Source organism: Sphingomonas changbaiensis NBRC 104936, assembly GCF_000974765.1.
Lineage (GTDB): Bacteria > Pseudomonadota > Alphaproteobacteria > Sphingomonadales > Sphingomonadaceae > Sphingomonas_B > Sphingomonas_B changbaiensis.
In genome coordinates this window covers 1-17732 of the sequence record NZ_BBWU01000050.1, presented here as the reverse complement: position 1 = coordinate 17732, position 17732 = coordinate 1, and the positions used below count along the sequence as shown (strand labels likewise).

Sequence of the window (17732 nt, the reverse complement as noted above, 5' to 3'; positions counted from 1 at the left end):
GCCCGTCCGGCTCTTCCGGCGCGAGAGATCGCACGCCCAAAATAAAAGGGCGAGAGCCGAAGCCCTCGCCCTTCGATGAACCCCTTTTGGGCTGTGCTTACGCGAGGACGCGGACGGTCTTCGTCGAGCGACGGGCCGCCAGACCGGCCGCGCCGAAGCCCACCAGCATCAGCGCCCAGGTCGCCGGTTCCGGCACGCCGGTGCCGATCTGCGCATCGACCGAAAGCGACTGCGTGCCGCCGTACAGGCCGTTGACGTCCAGCCGGACGCGATAGGTGTCATTGATGTTCGGGTTGAAGCCGACGCCCGACAGGAAAGCGAAGGTCAGCCGGGCGCTGTTCTGCATCGTCGTCGAATACGGCCCGACAGCCGTATAGTTGTCGTTGCCGACGAACAGCGGATCATAGCTGACCGACTGAGCCGTGCCGAGATTCGTGATCGTGATCAGCGCAGAGGCAGGCGCCGACGCCTTGGTGAAGCCCCAGTCGAAGCTGATCGGAGTCGTGCCCAGGGCAAAGCTGTAGACGCCGTTGCTGTCCGATGCCGGAGCAACCTGGCCGGTCTTGTGCCAGCGCAGATAGAGCTGATCGCTGTTATAGGGCGTGACAGTGGTCAGCACCGCCGTGTTCGCGGGGGCATAGTCGTTGCCCGAACCGTAATGCCAGCCGCTGGCGGGCGTGGAATTATAGTCGGTAGCCGCTTGCGCACTGGACGCCACGGAAACAGTCAGAAGCGCCGCGGCAGCGGCGTAGAGATGATTGATCATGGAAAACCCCCTTGTGGACCTGCGGGACCAGTTTGCCCCGCAGGAAGCATAAGCAAAACGCACTGATTCGATAGGAAAAGATAGCCACCCGGACGAAATGTCTATTTCTGGGACGATTTCGCGACTCTGGCGCGATTGGCCGGACAGCTGCCACGCGGCACCTGTTCAACAGGGATCATGCCGCCGTGGCGATCGGATCAGCCGCGCCATTGCTCCATGAAATGCCGGCGGCAGAGCGCAACGTAGCGATCATTGCCGCCGATCTCCGTCTGGGCGCCTTCGCGCACCGGCTGTCCTTCGGCATCGATGCGCAGGTTCATCGTCGCCTTGCGGCCGCAGGCGCAGACGGCCTTCAGCTCGACCAGCACGTCGGCGAGCGCCAGCAGGCATTTGCTGCCTTCGAAAAGCTCGGCGCGGAAATCGGTGCGCAGGCCATAGGCGAGCACGGGAATGCCCATCTCGTCGGCCACCCGCGCGAGCTGGAACACCTGATCGCGGGTGAGAAATTGCGCCTCGTCCACCAGCACGCAGGCGAGCGGCGTCACCTCATGCTCCGCCGCGATCGCCGCGCGCAGGTCGGTGTCGCGCACGAAGCTGTTCGCGTCCGCCTCGATGCCGATCCGCGAAGTGATCACGCCGGCGCGATAGCGGTCGTCGATCGCGGCGGTGAACAGCATCGTGTGCATGCCACGCTCGCGATAGTTGAAGCTCGCCTGCAGCAGGGTCGTCGATTTCCCCGCATTCATCGAGGCGTAGTAGAAATAGAGCTTGGCCACCGTGCCCCCAAAATCCGTTCGCTTCGAGCGTAGTCGAGAAGCGGGCTAGACGTTACACGCGTTTCTCGACTTCGCTCGAAACGAACGGGCTTTCTCGCCTCAGCCCGCAGCCGCCTGCAACCGCTCCAATGCCCGCTCCCGCCCGATCAGCGGCAGCAGCACCGCCATGTCGGGGCCGTGGTCGAGCCCGGTGAGCGCACGGCGCAGCGGCAGGAACAGCGGCTTGCCCTTGCGACCGGTCGTGTCCTTCAGCGCGCCGGTCAGTGCATGCCAGGGGTCGGCCGACCAATCGATCCGTGCCGCAGCTTCGGCCGCAGTGTGGAGATAGTCGCGATCCTCCAGGCCAATCTCAGCCGCAATCGGCCCTTCGATCACGTGCCACCACTCCGCGGCATCGGACACGCGCTCCAGGTTCGGCCGCACCGCTTCCCACGCGCGCGCGTCCATGCCGGCGGGCAGGCGATCGGCAACCTGCGCGAAGCTCAGCAGGTGCACGGTCTGCGCGTTGAGCTTCGCCAGCTCCGCCTCGTCGAACCGCGCGGGGGCACGGCCGAAGGTCGCGAAGTCGAACCGTTCGATCAGCGGCGCGGTCGAGGCGACCGGCTCGACGGGGAGGCTGGTGCCGATCCGCGCGAGCTTGGCGGCGAGCGCAAGCGGCTCGACACCGGTCTCGCGCCAATGATCGACATCGGTCGCGCCCAGACGCTTCGACAATTTGCCCTCGGCACCGGTCAGCAGCGCCTCGTGCGCAAAGGCCGGCGGCTTTGCGCCCAACGCTTCGAACATCTGCACCTGCGCCGCGGTGTTGGAGACATGGTCCTCGCCGCGCACGACATGGGTGATGCCCAGGTCGATATCGTCGATCACCGACGGCAGGTGGTACAGCCAGGACCCGTCGGCGCGGCGGATCACCGGATCGCTCATCAGCGTCGGATCGAAGCGCTGGGGGCCGCGGACCAGGTCATCCCATTCGATCGGCGCATCATGATCGAGTTTGAAGCGCCAGTGCGGCCGCTGGCCTTCCGCCTCCAGCCGCGCCCGCTCCGCGTCGCCGCGCGTAAGCGCGGCGCGGTCATAGACCGGCGGCAGTCCGCGCCCGAGCTGCACCTTGCGCTTCAGCTCAAGCTCCTGCGGCGTCTCGAAGCAGGGATAGACCCGGCCTGCAGCCCGCAGCTGTTCGAACCGCGCCTCGTACAGAGCGAAACGCTCCGACTGCCGCGCCTCCCCGTCCCAATCGAGCCCGAGCCAGCCGAGATCGGCGCGGATCGCGTCGACGAACCGCTCCTCCGACCGCTCCCGGTCGGTATCGTCGATCCTGAGCAGGAAGCGCCCACCCTGCTGACGCGCGTACAGCCAGTTGTGAAGCGCCGCCCGCAGATTGCCGACATGAACGCGGCCGGTGGGGGAAGGCGCGAAGCGGGTAGTGACTTTCATTTAGGCAGAAGCTCCACCTTCTCGGCACGGGCTGCGCCGCGGAGCCGGCGATCCAGCGTCGCCAGCGGCAGGTCTGCTCGCATCGCCAGCTCAAGATAAGCAGCGTCGTACGCAGTGAGGTCATGGCGACGGCTCAGTTCAAGGCTGTCGCCCCAGGCGAGCCGGTCCGTCTCCGGATCGACGCTGACATTCAGGTCGCGGAAATCGTCGAAAACGGCCACCAGCGCTTGATCGGTCAAGCGCCCTTTTCGAACCGCCATGCGGGCCAGGTTTGCGACTTCGAGCCGCCAATGCAGAGGAACCAGGGCCTCCCCCGCCAACAGTGCGTTCAACACCGCGGGGACAAGGTCGTCGCCTTCGTCCGGAACAATCAGCGGCCCCATAACGGAGGCGTCAACAACCAGTCCGGTCACGGGCGCCCTTCATTCTTCCACGCGATCATTTCTTCGATGGTCGCGGTGCGTCCTTCCGCCCGCATCCGCTCCCGATGCTCCATCAAGCGATCGAGCGCCTCGCGTGCGCGCCGCTGGCGCTCCTCGCGATCAATCGCGGTCGTCAGTTTCGCGGCGGGCCTGCCATGGCGCGTTATGATGATCTCCTCGCCCTTTTCCGCCGCAGCGATATATTCCGATGCTCTGTCCTTGAACGCTGCGAGAGGCACGTGACGCATGGCTCGTCCTTTCTGGCCAGAATATAGGCCAGATTCTTCTCTTTGTCGACCTACGCGGTCCGGAACGCGTTGGTGATCGGATAGCGGCGGTCGCGGCCGAAATTGCGCTTGCCGAGCTTGACGCCGGGAGGCGCCTGGCGGCGCTTATATTCGGCGACGTACAGCAGGCGTTCGATCCGGGCGACGGTGTCGCGGTCGAAGCCGCGGGACGCGACCGCATCGACCGACAATTCCTCCTCGACCAGACCGTGCAGGATGGGATCGAGCACGTCATAGGGAGGCAGCGAATCCGAATCCTTCTGGTCGGCTCGGAGTTCGGCCGAGGGCGGCTTGTCGATGACGCGCTCCGGCATCACCGGCCCGTCGTCGCCCAGGCCCAGCGCCGGGCGGTTCGCGTTGCGCCAGCGGCTGAGCTCGAAAACCGCCGTCTTGTAGACGTCCTTCAGCACCGAATAGCCGCCCGCCATGTCGCCATAGAGCGTCGCATAGCCGACCGACATCTCGCTCTTGTTGCCGGTGGTCAGCAGCATGGGGCCGAATTTGTTCGACAGCGCCATCAGCGTCACGCCGCGGATTCGCGCCTGGATATTTTCTTCCGCCAGGTCGGGTTCGCGGCCGGCGAAGCTGGGCGCCAGCATCTCGTCGAACGCCGCGACGGCCGGACCGATCGGGATCGTGTCGAGGCGAACGCCCAGCATGCGCGCGCATTCGGCCGCATCGTCGAGCGATTCCTGCGAGGTGAAGCGCGACGGCAGCATCACGCACCAGACGCGGTCGGCGCCGAGCGCATCGACCGCGACCGCTGCCGACAGAGCACTGTCGATGCCGCCGGAAAGGCCGAGCACCACGCCCGGAAAGCGGTTCGCGTTCACATAGTCGCGTAGGCCCACGACCATCGCGTGATAGGCGTCGGCGGGATAGGGATCGAGCGCGTGAATCTCTCCGGGCGTGCAGCGCCAGCCGTCCGCCGTGCGCTCCCACTCGGTCATCACCAGCTTTTCTTCCCAGTCCGGCAGCTGGTGGGCGAGCGTGCCGTCGCCGTTCAGCACGAACGAGGCGCCGTCGAACACCACCTCGTCCTGCCCGCCGACCCGGTTCAGGAAGACGAGCGGCAGGCCGGTTTCGGCCACCCGCTTCGCCGCGATTTCGCCGGTCCGCAGATCGTCCTTGTCGATTTCATAGGGGCTGCCGTGCGGCGAGATCAGGATATCCGCCCCTTCTGCCTTCAGATGCGCGCAGACCGGCGGAAACCAGATATCCTCGCAGATCGGCAGGCCGATCCTGACCCCGCGCCAGTCGATCGGCTGCGGCAATGGACCCGGCGTGAACCAGCGCTTTTCGTCGAACGTGCCGTAATTGGGCAGCTCGTGCTTCCGGGTCGTCGCGACGATGCGGCCGCCGTCGAGCAGGTTGAGGGTATTGAAGAGCCGGTCGCCTTCCGCCCGAACGGTGCCGACGATCATCGCCGGGCCGCCATCGGCCGTCGCCTCGGCCAGCCGCTGCAGCTGCTGTTCCGCGCGGCCGTGCAGCGCCGGCTTCAGCACCAGGTCTTCGGGCGGGTAGCCGATCAGCTGCAGCTCCGGAAAGACGACAAGGTCCGCGTCCTTGGCCTTGCTTCGCCAGGCAAGCATCGTGTCGGCGTTGCCGGCGATATCGCCGACGCGCTGGCTGATCTGGACAAGGGCGATGCGGAGCCGGTCGGTCATGCGGCGGCATCTAGGACCGTTCGTTTCGACAAGGAAGGGTTCCCGTAGGCGCCCGCGCGCTCTAAGGACCGCGACAGAATCGTGACAGCGGGACGCCCATGAAGCTTCTATCCGGAAACGCCAATCTGCCGCTCGCCCAGGCGATCGCGGACTATCTGGAAATCCCGCTGACCGAAGCGAGCGTCCGCCGCTTCGCCGACGAGGAAGTGTTCGTCGAGATTCACGAAAATGTCCGCGGCGAGGACGTGTTCATCGTCCAGCCGACCGGCTTTCCGGCGAACGACAATCTGATGGAGCTGCTGATCTGCATCGATGCGCTGAAACGCGCGTCGGCGAAGCGGATCACCGCTGTGATCCCCTATTTCGGCTATGCCCGGCAGGACCGCAAGCCGGGCCCGCGCACGCCCATTTCCGCCAAGCTCGTCGCCAACCTGATCACCGTCGCCGGCGCGAACCGGGTGCTTTCGGTCGACCTGCATGCCGGCCAGATCCAGGGCTTTTTCGATATCCCGACCGACAACCTCTACGCCGCGCCGGTAATGTCGGCCGACATCCTCGCCCGCTTCCCGGCGCAGAACCTGACGGTCGTCTCACCGGACGTGGGCGGCGTGGTACGCGCGCGTGCGCTCGCCAAGCGGCTCAACAACGCCCCGCTGGCCATCGTCGACAAGCGCCGGGAACGGCCGGGCGAATCCGAAGTCATGAACATCATCGGCGACGTCGAGGGCCGCTTCTGCGTGCTGATCGACGATATCGTCGATTCGGCGGGCACGCTCTGCAACGCCGCCGCCGCGCTGCGCGAGGCGGGCGCGGAGGACGTGGTCGCCTATGTCAGCCACGGCGTCTTGTCGGGCGGGGCGGTCGCGCGGGTCGACGGGTCGACCCTGACGGAGCTGGTCATCACCGACTCGATCGCCCCGACGGAGAGCATCGCTCAGGCAAAGCGCATCCGCACCCTCACCATCGCGCCGCTTCTCGCCGAGGCGATCAAGCGGATCGCCGACGAAAGCTCGGTCTCGAGCCTGTTCGACTAGGGTGTGTGCACACCCTAGGGGCTGGCGGGCGACGAGCCATTGTCGTCGCTGTTGACCGCCGCCAGCACGCCGATCGCGACGATGCCCGCCACCAGCGCGAGCGCTATGACGCCGCCGCTTCCGCCGGCCAGCTGGCTGTCGCCACTCGGGGCGCCTGCGCGCGCGTGTGCGACCGACAGCTTGGCCGCCGACGATGTCGTCTGTGCGAGCGCGACGCTCGGCGCGGCGGCGACCATGCTCGATGCGATCAGCGCCGATGTGATGAATCCAGTACGCATTACGGGCCTCCCTTCGGTTTGGCGCCTTGTGAACAAGGGCCGCGCTGCCGGGGTCCCGCCGATGCGGCGGACGCTTGCTGCCGTGCGATAAACCGGGCCCGGATCAGGCGCTTGCGCCAACGGCTCCGGCCGCGCAGGAGAGCGGCCATGCGGCTGAGCGAGATCTGGACATTGGCGCGCGCGATCCGGCTCGGCCTGATCGCCGCCGTGCTCGCGCTGCTGCTCTGGCCCGTTCATGTGGTCAGCCCGGATCGCGTGCGCGGCGCCTTCGTCGCGACACTCGCCGTCACTGCGCTCTGCGGCGCATCGATCCTGTCGATGAGCCTTGCCGACCTGCTAACCGTCACCCGCGATCGCCGCATCCTTCCGGCGCGCGTGTTCGACCTGGCGCTCGGGACGGCGCTCGCTCTCCCCGCCGGCTTCGCGCTGCTGACGTTGCTGAGCTGAGACGTGACGCTCGTGGACGCGCCTAGCCGTGTTCCTTCATGTACGGATGCGTGTGGTGATGCGTCTTGCCATCCTCGCCCACATATTCGCGGGACTTGAGATCGGAGCCGCCGTCGCCTGATCGGGAGCCGCTGGTGTCGGAGCGGCCGCCGCTGTCGGAACGACCGCGATTTTCGTGTCGCGACGCGTCATTGTCGCCGTGCGCGCGCTTCTCCGCGGTGTCGCGGCCGATCAGCTTGCTGAACATGCTGTTCTCGTCATAGATCAGCGCGAGTTCCGCTTCATCGAACTGCTTGAAGAACTCGTCCCAGCCGATCTCTACCAGTGAGCCGTGCTCGGATTGTCTGTTCTCCGGGAACATCAGCCGAATGATGCCGACATCGCCGTCTTCGTGCGTGCGCTCGACGGCGGCGGGCTTGCCGCCCTTGCTTTCGGCCCAGCGGCGGATTTCGTCATGGTCGGTGGTGGTCTTCGACATGGTCAGTGCCTCTCGCGTCGAGCTATCGCTGCAAAGACGCGTCGGCTTTCCGCAGAGTTCCCAAAACAAAGGGCCCCAGCGTCGCCGCCGGAGCCCTCGTTCAGTTGCCCTGAGCCTTACTGCTCGAGGTAATCACCGGCAGCCGCGTCGCTGCCGTCGCCGCTGACCACGGCGACGCTCAGCGGATCGTCGCCGCTATCGTCCTCCACCGGGCGGCGGAGTTCGGCGGCACGCTCTTCGGCGGCGCTGTCGGGCGCGACCAGAGAGGCCTGCCAGTCGCGGTGCGCCGCGCGGAGCGCCGCGTCACGGCTGGAGGCAGCGACACGCAGGCGGTTCATGCCGGCGCCGGTGCCCGCCGGGATCAGCCGGCCGACGATCACGTTCTCCTTCAGGCCGATCAGCGTGTCGGTCTTGCCCTGCACCGCGGCCTCGGTCAGCACCCGGGTCGTTTCCTGGAAGGACGCGGCCGAGATGAAGCTGCGGGTCTGCAGGCTCGCCTTGGTGATGCCAAGGAGGACCGGCTTGCCTTCGGCCGGACGCTGGCCCGCCGTCAGCTTCGCGTTGACCTCGTCCATCTCCTCGCGGTCGAGCTGCTCGCCGACCAAAAGGGTGGTGTCGCCGGACTCGGTGATCTCGACCTTCTGCAGCATCTGACGAACGATCGTCTCGATGTGCTTGTCGTTGATCTTCACGCCCTGGAGTCGATAGACTTCCTGGATTTCCGACACGAGATATTCGGCAAGCGGCTCGATGCCGAGCACTTCCAGAATGTCGTGCGGATCGGGCGAGCCGCCGATCAGGTTGTCGCCACGCTTGACGTAGTCGCCTTCCTGGACGTCGATCACCTTCGACTTCGGCACCAGATATTCGACGACCTCGCCGCCGTCATCCGGCTGGATGCCGATCTTGCGCTTCGCCTTATAGTCCTTGCCGAACACGACGCGGCCCGAGACCTTCGCGATGATCGCGTTTTCCTTGGGCTTGCGCGCCTCGAACAGCTCGGCGACGCGCGGCAGACCGCCGGTGATGTCGCGGGTCTTGGCGGCTTCGCGGCTGGCGCGGGCCAGCACGTCGCCCGCCTGCACCTGCTGGCCATCCTCGACCGATAGGGTCGCGCCCGGCGCCAGCATGTAGCGGCCCGCTTCGCCCGAGCTCTCGTCGAGCAGGGTGATCCGCGGACGCAGATCCTCCTTCGACTTCGACGTCGCGCGATATTCGGTCACCACGCGCTGGGCGATGCCGGTCGCTTCGTCGGTCTGCTCGACGAGCGTCTTGCCCTCGATCAGGTCCTGGAACTTCACCACGCCGGCCTTTTCGGTGATGATCGGCATGGTGAACGGATCCCATTCCGCCATCCGCTCGCCCTTCTGGACGATGTGGCCGTCCGCCAGCAGCAGGTTGGCGCCGTACGGGATACGGTGCGTGGCCCGCTCGCGGCCCTCCATGTCGAGGATCGCGAGCTCGCCGTTGCGGGCGAGCGCGATGGTGCGGCCGCGGCTGTCGACGATCGTCGGCAGGTCGCGATATTCGATGCGGCCGTCGCTGACCGCTTCGAGGTTCGACTGCTCGTTAAGCTGCGCCGCGCCGCCGATGTGGAACGTCCGCATCGTCAGCTGGGTGCCCGGCTCACCGATCGACTGCGCCGCGATGACGCCGACCGCTTCGCCGATATTGACCGGCGTGCCGCGGGCGAGGTCACGCCCGTAGCAGGCCGCGCACACGCCCTGCTTCGATTCGCAGATCAGCGGGGAGCGGATGCGCACCGACTGGATGCCGATTTCCTCGATCCGCGCGACCATCGCTTCGTCGAGCAGCGTCCCTTCCGAAACCAGCACTTCGTTGGTCTTGGAATCGACGATGTCCTCGGCTGTGGTGCGGCCGAGCACGCGCTCCCCGAGCGATGCGATGGTGGCGCCGCCCTGGACGATCGCCTTCATCTCCAACGCCCGTTCGGTGCCGCAATCCTCCTCGACGACGACGCAATCTTGGCTCACGTCGACAAGGCGGCGGGTCAGGTAGCCCGAGTTCGCCGTCTTCAGCGCCGTGTCGGCCAGGCCCTTGCGGGCGCCGTGGGTCGAGTTGAAATATTCAAGGACGGTCAGGCCTTCCTTGAAGTTCGAGATGATCGGCGTCTCGATGATCTCGCCCGACGGCTTGGCCATCAGGCCACGCATGCCGGCGAGCTGCTTCATCTGGGCCTGCGAACCGCGGGCACCGGAATGGGCCATCATGTAGATCGAGTTGATCGGGGCGAGACGGCCGTTGTCGAGCCGCGGCGTCGCCTTGATCTCCTCCATCATCGCGTTCGCGACCTGGTCGCCGCAACGGCTCCAGGCGTCGATCACCTTGTTGTACTTTTCCTGCTGGGTGATCAGGCCGTCCTGGTACTGCTGCTCGTAATCCTTCACCTGGTCGCGCGTCTCGTCGACCATCCGGACCTTCGATTCCGGAATGATCATGTCGTCCTTGCCGAACGAGATGCCGGCCTTGAACGCGTGACGGAAGCCCAGCGCCATGATCGCGTCGGCGAACAGCACCGTCTCCTTCTGGCCGGTGTGGCGATAGACCACGTCGATGACGTCGCCGATCTCCTTCTTCGTCAGCAGGCGGTTGACCGTCTCGAACGGCACCTTGTGGCTCTTCGGCAGCGTCTCGCCGAGCAGCATGCGGCCCGGCGTCGTCTCGACGCGCTTCATGTAGCTGACGCCGTTCTCGTCCGTCTGCGGCACGCGGCTGACGATCTTCGAGTGGAGCGTGACCGCCCCGCTGTCGAGCGCCTGGTGCACCTCGGCCATGTCCGAGATCATCATGCCTTCGCCCGGTTCGCCGTCGCGTTCCATCGACAGGTAATAGAGACCCAGCACCATGTCCTGCGACGGCACGATGATCGGCTTGCCGTTCGCGGGTGACAGGATGTTGTTGGTCGACATCATCAGCACGCGCGCTTCCAGCTGCGCCTCGAGGCTCAGCGGCACGTGCACGGCCATCTGGTCGCCGTCGAAATCGGCGTTGAACGCCGAGCAGACCAGCGGGTGGAGCTGGATCGCCTTGCCCTCGATCAGCACCGGCTCGAACGCCTGGATGCCGAGGCGGTGGAGCGTCGGCGCGCGGTTCAGCAGGACCGGATGCTCGCGGATCACCTCGTCAAGGATGTCCCAGACTTCCTTGCGCTCCTTCTCGACCCACTTCTTGGCCTGCTTCAGGGTCATCGAGAGACCCTTGGCGTCAAGGCGCGCGTAGATGAACGGCTTGAACAGCTCCAAGGCCATCTTCTTCGGCAGGCCGCACTGGTGCAGCTTCAGCTCCGGACCGGTCACGATGACCGAGCGGCCCGAATAGTCGACGCGCTTGCCGAGCAGGTTCTGCCGGAAGCGGCCCTGCTTGCCCTTCAGCATGTCGCTCAAGGACTTCAGCGGACGCTTGTTGGCGCCGGTGATGGTGCGGCCGCGGCGGCCATTGTCGAACAGCGCGTCGACCGCTTCCTGCAGCATGCGCTTTTCGTTGCGGACGATGATGTCCGGCGCGCGCAGCTCCATCAGCCGCTTCAGGCGGTTGTTGCGGTTGATCACACGGCGATACAGGTCGTTCAGGTCCGACGTCGCGAAGCGGCCGCCGTCCAGCGGCACCAGCGGGCGCAGCTCGGGCGGGATCACCGGCACGACGTTCAGGATCATCCATTCCGGGCGGTTGCCGGAATCGATGAAGCTCTCGACGACCTTTAGCCGCTTGATGATCTTCTTGGGCTTCAGCTCGGACTTGGTGACCGCCAGCTCTTCGAGCAGCTGGGTGCGCTCGCCTTCGAGGTCGAGGCTTTCGAGCATGATGCGGACCGCTTCCGCGCCGATGCCGGCCGAGAAGGCGTCCTCGCCATATTCGTCCTGCGCCGACAGCAGCTCATCTTCGGTCAGCAGCTGGTAGCGCTCGAGCGGGGTCAGGCCCGGCTCGATCACGACATAGGCTTCGAAGTACAGGATGCGCTCCAGCTGCTTCAGCTGCATGTCGAGCAGCAGGCCGATGCGGCTGGGCAGCGACTTCAGGAACCAGATGTGCGCGACCGGCGCGGCCAGCTCGATATGGCCCATCCGCTCGCGCCGGACCTTCGAGACGGTGACCTCGACGCCGCACTTTTCGCAGACGATGCCCTTGTACTTCATGCGCTTGTACTTGCCGCACAGGCACTCGTAATCCTTGATCGGACCGAAGATGCGCGCGCAGAACAGGCCGTCACGCTCCGGCTTGAACGTGCGGTAGTTGATCGTCTCCGGCTTCTTGATCTCGCCGAACGACCAGGAACGAATCCGCTCCGGCGACGCGATCCCGATCTGGATCTGGTCGAACGTCTCCGGCTTGGTCATCGGATTGGCGAAGGGGGTCATCTCGTTCATTTTTTGCTCCGGTCCCCCTCCCGCTTGCGGGAGGGGCTAGGGGTGGGCAAATCTTTATCGGCTCCGCGGGGGCAGGTCAGGCCCACCCCCGGCCCCTCCCGCGAGCGGGAGGGGAGAAGGTCGGTTACTCCGCAGCCTCGGCCAGCTCGCCGTCCTCGTCGTCGCCGTGCGACGCGAGTTCGACGTTCAGGCCCAGCGAGCGCATTTCCTTGACGAGCACGTTGAAGCTCTCCGGAATGCCGGCCTCGAAGGTGTCGTCGCCCTTGACGATCGCCTCGTAGACCTTGGTGCGGCCGACCACGTCGTCGGACTTCACCGTCAGCATTTCCTGGAGCGTGTAGGCGGCGCCGTACGCCTGGAGCGCCCACACTTCCATCTCGCCGAAGCGCTGGCCGCCGAACTGCGCCTTGCCGCCCAGCGGCTGCTGAGTGACCAGGCTGTACGGCCCGATCGAACGCGCGTGGATCTTGTCGTCGACCAAATGGTGGAGCTTCAGCATGTAGATGTAGCCCACCGTCACCTTGCGGTCGAACGCATCGCCGGTGCGACCATCATACAGCGTCGACTGCCCCGACGAGTCGAGACCCGCCAGCTCCAGCATGTTGGACACGTCCGCCTCGCGGGCGCCGTCGAACACCGGCGTTGCCATCGGCACGCCGTTCTTCAGCAGCTGCGCCATCTCGAGGATATCCTCGTCGGAACGGCCCGCGATCTCGGCGGCATAGGCGTCGCCATAGACGGTCTTCAGCCGGTCGCGGACCGCTTCCGGCGCCTTGCCGCCCTTGCTGTCCGGATTGGCTTCGCGCCACGCGTCCAGCGCCTCGGTGATCTGGCGGCCCAGGCCGCGCGCGGCCCAGCCCAGATGCGTCTCGAAGATCTGGCCGACGTTCATGCGGCTCGGCACGCCCAGCGGGTTCAGCACGATGTCCACATGCGTGCCGTCTTCGAGGAACGGCATATCCTCGATCGGCAGGATGCGGCTGATCACGCCCTTGTTGCCGTGACGGCCGGCCATCTTGTCGCCCGGCTGCAGCTTGCGCTTCACCGCGACGAAGACCTTGACCATCTTCAAGACGCCCGGCGGCAGCTCGTCGCCCCGCTCCAGCTTCTCGCGCCGATCCTCGAACTTCTCGTTGATCAGCTTGACGGCCTCGTCATACTGACCCTTGACCGCTTCGAGGTCCGACTGGACCTTGTCATCGGCCACGGCGAACTTCCACCATTCGTGCCGTTCGACGCTTTCGAGCAGGTCGGCGTCGATGGTCGCACCTTTCTTGACGCCCTTCGGCGCGGCGGTCGCGACCTGGCCGACCAGCATTTCGCGCAGGCGGCTCCAGGTGGCGCGGTTGAGGATCGCGCGCTCGTCGTCCGAGTCCTTCTTCAGGCGCTCGATCTCCTCGCGCTCGATCGCCATCGCGCGCTCGTCCTTGTCGATGCCGTGGCGATTGAAGACGCGCACATCGACGATCGTGCCGGCAACGCCGGGCGGCAGGCGCAGCGACGTGTCGCGCACGTCCGACGCCTTCTCGCCGAAGATCGCGCGGAGCAGCTTTTCCTCCGGCGTCATCGGGCTTTCGCCCTTCGGCGTGATCTTGCCGACCAGGATGTCGCCCGGCTCCACCTCGGCGCCGATATAGACGATGCCCGCCTCGTCGAGGTTGCGCAGCGCTTCCTCGCCGACGTTCGGGATGTCGCGGGTGATGTCCTCGGGCCCGAGCTTGGTGTCGCGGGCCATGACCTCGAACTCGTCGATATGGATCGACGTGAACACGTCGTCCTTCACGATCCGCTCGGAGATCAGGATCGAATCCTCGTAGTTGTAGCCGTTCCAGGGCATGAACGCGACGAGCGCGTTGCGGCCCAGCGCCAGCTCGCCGAACTCGGTCGACGGGCCGTCGGCGATGATGTCGCCGGCGTTGACCACATCGCCCACCTTCACCAGCGGACGCTGGTTGATGCAGGTCGACTGGTTCGAACGCTCGAACTTCATCAGACGGTAGATGTCGACGCCCGACTTGCCGGCCTCGACCTCGCCGGTCGCACGGACGACGATGCGGGTCGCGTCGACCTGGTCGACGATGCCGGCGCGCTTGGCCGCGATCGCCGCGCCCGAATCGCGCGCGACGGTCTCTTCCATGCCGGTGCCGACGAACGGCGCTTCGGCGCGAACCAGCGGCACCGCCTGGCGCTGCATGTTCGAGCCCATCAGCGCGCGGTTGGCGTCGTCGTTCTCCAGGAACGGAATGAGCGAGGCCGCGACCGACACCAGCTGCTTCGGCGACACGTCCATCAGGGTGATCGTGTCCGGAATCGCCATCAGGAACTCGCCTGCCTGGCGCGACGAGACCAGCTCCTCGACGAAGCGGCCTTCACTGTCGAGCTCGGCATTCGCCTGCGCGATCGTGTGCTTGGCTTCTTCCATCGCCGACAGATAGACGACGTCGTCGGTGACCTTGTGATCGACCACGCGGCGGTACGGCGTCTCGATGAAGCCGTATTTGTTGACGCGGCTGAACGAGGCCAGCGAGTTGATCAGGCCGATGTTCGGGCCTTCCGGCGTCTCGATCGGGCAGATGCGGCCATAGTGGGTCGGATGGACGTCGCGGACCTCGAAGCCGGCGCGCTCGCGGGTGAGGCCGCCCGGCCCGAGCGCCGAGACGCGACGCTTGTGCGTCACTTCGGAGAGCGGGTTGGTCTGGTCCATGAACTGGCTGAGCTGCGACGAGCCGAAGAACTCGCGCACCGCGGCGACCGCGGGCTTCGCGTTGATCAGGTCATTCGGCATGACGGTCGACACGTCGACCGAGCTCATCCGCTCCTTCACGGCGCGCTCCATACGGAGCAGGCCGACGCGATACTGGTTCTCCAGCAGCTCGCCGACCGAACGGACGCGGCGGTTGCCGAGATTGTCGATATCGTCGATCTCGCCCTTGCCGTCCTTCAGGTTCACGAGCTCCTTGACGACCGCGAGGATGTCCTCGGTGCGGAGCGTCGTGATCGTGTCCTCGGCATCGAGGCCCAGGCGCATGTTGAGCTTGACGCGGCCGACCGCCGACAGGTCGTAGCGCTCCGGATCGAAGAACAGGCCGCCGAACAGCGCTTCCGCCGTCTCGCGCGTCGGCGGTTCGCCGGGGCGCATGACGCGGTAGATATCGGAAAGCGCCTGGTCGCGGTCCTCGGCCTTGTCGGCGTTCAGCGTATTGCGGATCCAGGGGCCGGTGTTGACGTGATCGATGTCGAGCAGCTCGACACGGTCGAGCCCGGCCTTGTCCAGCTTCTCGAGATTCTCGGCCGAGACCTCGTCGCCCGCCTCGATATAGATCTCGCCGGTCGATTCGTTGATCAGGTCGAGCGCCGAATAGCGGCCGTAGATTTCCTCGGTCGGGATCAGCAGCGTGGTGAGCCCGTCCTTGCCGGCCTTGTTGGCGGCGCGCGGCGTGACCTTCTGGCCGGCCGGGAACACGACTTCGCCGGTGTCGCCGTTGACGACGTCGAACGCCGGCTTCTGGCCGCGCCAATTCTCGACGACGAACGGCACTTTCCAGCCGCCTTCGCCGCGCTCCCAGGTCACGGTGTTGTAAAACTGGTGGAGGATCTGCTCCGAGTTCAGGCCCAGCGCGAACAGCAGCGAGGTGACCGGCAGCTTGCGCTTGCGGTCGATGCGGACGTTGACGATGTCCTTCGCATCGAACTCGAAATCGAGCCACGAGCCGCGATATGGGATCACCCGCGCGGCGAAGAGATACTTGCCCGAGGCATGGGTCTTGCCGCGGTCATGGTCGAACAGCACACCCGGCGAACGGTGCATCTGCGAGACGATGACGCGCTCGGTGCCGTTGATGATGAAGGTGCCGTTCTCGGTCATGAGCGGCATGTCGCCCATGTAGACGTCCTGCTCCTTAATATCGAGCACGGAGCGGCTTTCCGTATCGGGATCGACCTCGAACACGATCAGGCGCAGCGTGACGCGCATCGGCGCCGCATAGGTGATGCCGCGCTGGCGGCATTCGTCGGTATCGTATTTCGGCGGCTCTAGCTCGTAATGGACGAAGTCGAGCTCCGCGGTGCCGGCGAAGTCGCGGATCGGGAACACGCTGCGCAGCGTCTTTTCCAGGCCCGAGACATAGCCGATCGACGGATCGGAGCGGAGGAACTGTTCGTAGCTTTCGCGCTGGACCTCGATCAGGTTCGGCATCTGCACCACTTCGTGGATGTTGCCGAAGACCTTGCGGATGCGCTTGGACGCGCGGCCAGCCGGAGCCGGAACTGCCTGAGTCGCCATGGGGGTTTAGTGCCTCGCCGTTAGAATCGGGACGCGATCAGGACGCAAAAAGCCGCGTGTCCTCGACAAGAGAACCGCAGCTCCAAGCGTCCTGGGCAACCACCAGTCTTCCATTCGTTCGGCACGCCGCGCCATTGCGAGCCATTTCCCGAAAACTGTGGTGAAGGGCGCGATATAGGGACGTGAAGTAGACCTGTCAAAGGGGCGCGGCGAAAGTAAAGGCGAAATTGTCCAATGGCGAAACTGCCGGGCCGCGTCCAAGCACGTCTTGTCGCAACGCTTGCGACCAGCCGAGCCAAATGGCCGTTGCCGCGCGACCATGACACAGAATCACACCGCTCACCGGGTCGCCTTCAGCCTGTTGCTGGCTGGTGCCGCGATCCCCGCCGCTGCGCAAGACACGCAGCCGGTCACCCCTCCCACCATCACGCCGGTTCCGGCGCCCGCCGAGGCACCTGCCCCGGCCCCGGCACCGGCGGCATCGCCGACGATCAGCTTCGCCCCGCAATCGCCGGTGGTGCAGACAGTCGCGCCGCCGCCTGCTCCGCCCCCCGAGACAGCTGCGACCGAGCCGACCCGGACAGCCACTGCTCCTGAGCAGCGCTCGCGTTCGACGCCCCCGCGCAACACACGGAGCGCCAGCGTTACGGCGCCCGCGACGGCTGCGGCCGTTCCCGCAGCAGCGCTTTCACCCCAGCCGTCGCCGACCGCGTCGGCGACCACCGTGCCGGAAGCGGCCGCCCCCGCTGCTCCGGCCCCGGCCCCCGCCGCTCCGCCCGCGACCGGAGAGGTCAGCAGCGGCGCTGCCTGGGCGATGCTGGCGATCCCTCTGATCGCGATCCTGGCGCTGGTCGCCCTGTTCGTGTCGCGCCGGCGGCGCGCGGCAGCCCATGCCTATGACGACAGCTATGATACGCTGGCCGAGGAGCCGGTCTTTGAGCAGCCGGCCGCCGTCGCTCCTATCCCCGCGACCGCGGAAGCCGAGGCCGGACGGCCCTGGATCGACATCGGCCTGCGACCGATCCGCGCCGAGGATTCGCTGGAGGTCGAGGTAACCGTCAGTAACTCGGGCGATGCCCCCGCCCACGACGTGCGCATCTCGACCTGGATGCTGAACGGCAACGAGTCGTCGGAAGGCGAACAGGCGTTGATCGACGCGCGCTCGGGCGCGCAGATCGCGACCGTCGACGTTGCCCCGGGCGATGACAGGAGCGTGGACACGCGCGTCGCCCTTCCGGACGAGGCAGGCACGCCGATCCTGGTCGCCGAAGCCCGCTATCCGTTGCCGCTGGGCGGCGAAGGCCGCATCGCCGCGACCTTCGAGATCGACGTCGCGGAAGGCGACGCCGAAGCCCGCCTGCACGACGTGCTGGAACGGGCTTAGGCGCGGAGTAGCACCTCTCCCCTACGGGGAGAGGTCGAGTCAGCGCTCGCGCTGACCGGGTGAGGGGGAACGGAGCCCGAATGTCGAGCTCA

At 66.2% G+C, this 17732-nt stretch carries 13 protein-coding genes; 3 read left to right on the top strand and 10 right to left on the bottom strand.

Annotation, left to right across the window (positions count from 1 at the left end; genetic code table 11):
• Positions 1-97: 97 nt before the first annotated feature.
• The 6 genes from SCH01S_RS17275 to SCH01S_RS13895 form a co-directional block, all read right to left on the bottom strand.
• On the bottom strand, positions 98-766 hold the full coding sequence (locus SCH01S_RS17275) for a PEPxxWA-CTERM sorting domain-containing protein (protein WP_046349437.1): 669 nt from the start codon (positions 764-766) through the stop codon (positions 98-100).
• A gap of 197 nt (positions 767-963) precedes the next feature.
• Complete coding sequence (locus SCH01S_RS13915; RefSeq protein ID WP_046349436.1) at positions 964-1542, bottom strand: thymidine kinase; 579 nt, start codon at positions 1540-1542, stop codon at positions 964-966.
• Positions 1543-1641: 99 nt separating this feature from the next.
• Entirely contained in the window at positions 1642-2976 is a 1335-nt protein-coding gene (gene gltX / locus SCH01S_RS13910) for a glutamate--tRNA ligase (protein ID WP_046349435.1), read from the bottom strand.
• Complete coding sequence (locus SCH01S_RS13905; RefSeq protein ID WP_157032983.1) at positions 2973-3389, bottom strand: type II toxin-antitoxin system VapC family toxin; 417 nt, start codon at positions 3387-3389, stop codon at positions 2973-2975. Before SCH01S_RS13905 ends, gltX begins: the two co-directional genes overlap by 4 nt.
• Positions 3386-3646 carry a type II toxin-antitoxin system Phd/YefM family antitoxin gene (locus SCH01S_RS13900; RefSeq protein ID WP_046349433.1) on the bottom strand — a complete coding sequence of 87 codons (261 nt, stop codon included), beginning with the start codon at positions 3644-3646 and terminating at the stop codon, positions 3386-3388. The genes SCH01S_RS13905 and SCH01S_RS13900 overlap by 4 nt, the downstream gene beginning before the upstream one ends.
• A gap of 50 nt (positions 3647-3696) precedes the next feature.
• Positions 3697-5352 carry an NAD+ synthase gene (locus tag SCH01S_RS13895; protein WP_046349432.1) on the bottom strand — a complete coding sequence of 552 codons (1656 nt, stop codon included), beginning with the start codon at positions 5350-5352 and terminating at the stop codon, positions 3697-3699.
• Positions 5353-5450: 98 nt separating this feature from the next.
• Here SCH01S_RS13895 and SCH01S_RS13890 point away from each other — a divergent pair, with 98 nt between their 5' ends.
• Positions 5451-6386: a ribose-phosphate pyrophosphokinase gene (locus SCH01S_RS13890; RefSeq protein ID WP_046349431.1), complete on the top strand. Its 936-nt coding sequence runs from the start codon at positions 5451-5453 to the stop codon at positions 6384-6386.
• 14 nt (positions 6387-6400) lie between these two features.
• Here the strand turns inward: SCH01S_RS13890 and SCH01S_RS13885 are convergent, their stop codons facing one another.
• Positions 6401-6664, bottom strand: coding sequence for a hypothetical protein (locus SCH01S_RS13885; protein ID WP_046349430.1), 264 nt, complete (start codon positions 6662-6664; stop codon positions 6401-6403).
• A gap of 147 nt (positions 6665-6811) precedes the next feature.
• Here SCH01S_RS13885 and SCH01S_RS13880 point away from each other — a divergent pair, with 147 nt between their 5' ends.
• Positions 6812-7111 carry a hypothetical protein gene (locus SCH01S_RS13880; protein ID WP_046349429.1) on the top strand — a complete coding sequence of 100 codons (300 nt, stop codon included), beginning with the start codon at positions 6812-6814 and terminating at the stop codon, positions 7109-7111.
• Between the two features lie 22 nt (positions 7112-7133).
• On the opposite strand, the gene SCH01S_RS13875 is transcribed toward SCH01S_RS13880, so the two are convergent.
• The 3 genes from SCH01S_RS13875 to rpoB all read right to left on the bottom strand — a co-directional run bounded on the left by SCH01S_RS13875 (position 7134) and on the right by rpoB (position 16256).
• Complete coding sequence (locus SCH01S_RS13875) at positions 7134-7589, bottom strand: hypothetical protein (RefSeq protein ID WP_217995438.1); 456 nt, start codon at positions 7587-7589, stop codon at positions 7134-7136.
• A 116-nt stretch (positions 7590-7705) separates the two neighbouring features.
• Positions 7706-11974: a DNA-directed RNA polymerase subunit beta' gene (gene rpoC / locus SCH01S_RS13870; RefSeq protein WP_046349428.1), complete on the bottom strand. Its 4269-nt coding sequence runs from the start codon at positions 11972-11974 to the stop codon at positions 7706-7708.
• Between the two features lie 124 nt (positions 11975-12098).
• Positions 12099-16256 carry a DNA-directed RNA polymerase subunit beta gene (rpoB, locus tag SCH01S_RS13865; RefSeq protein ID WP_046349427.1) on the bottom strand — a complete coding sequence of 1386 codons (4158 nt, stop codon included), beginning with the start codon at positions 16254-16256 and terminating at the stop codon, positions 12099-12101.
• Positions 16257-16575: 319 nt separating this feature from the next.
• On the opposite strand from rpoB, the gene SCH01S_RS16615 reads away from it, so the two are divergent.
• The gene (locus SCH01S_RS16615) at positions 16576-17640 is read left to right on the top strand and encodes a COG1361 family protein (RefSeq protein ID WP_157032981.1); all 1065 of its coding nucleotides are present in this window, start codon (positions 16576-16578) and stop codon (positions 17638-17640) included.
• Positions 17641-17732 lie beyond the last annotated feature (92 nt).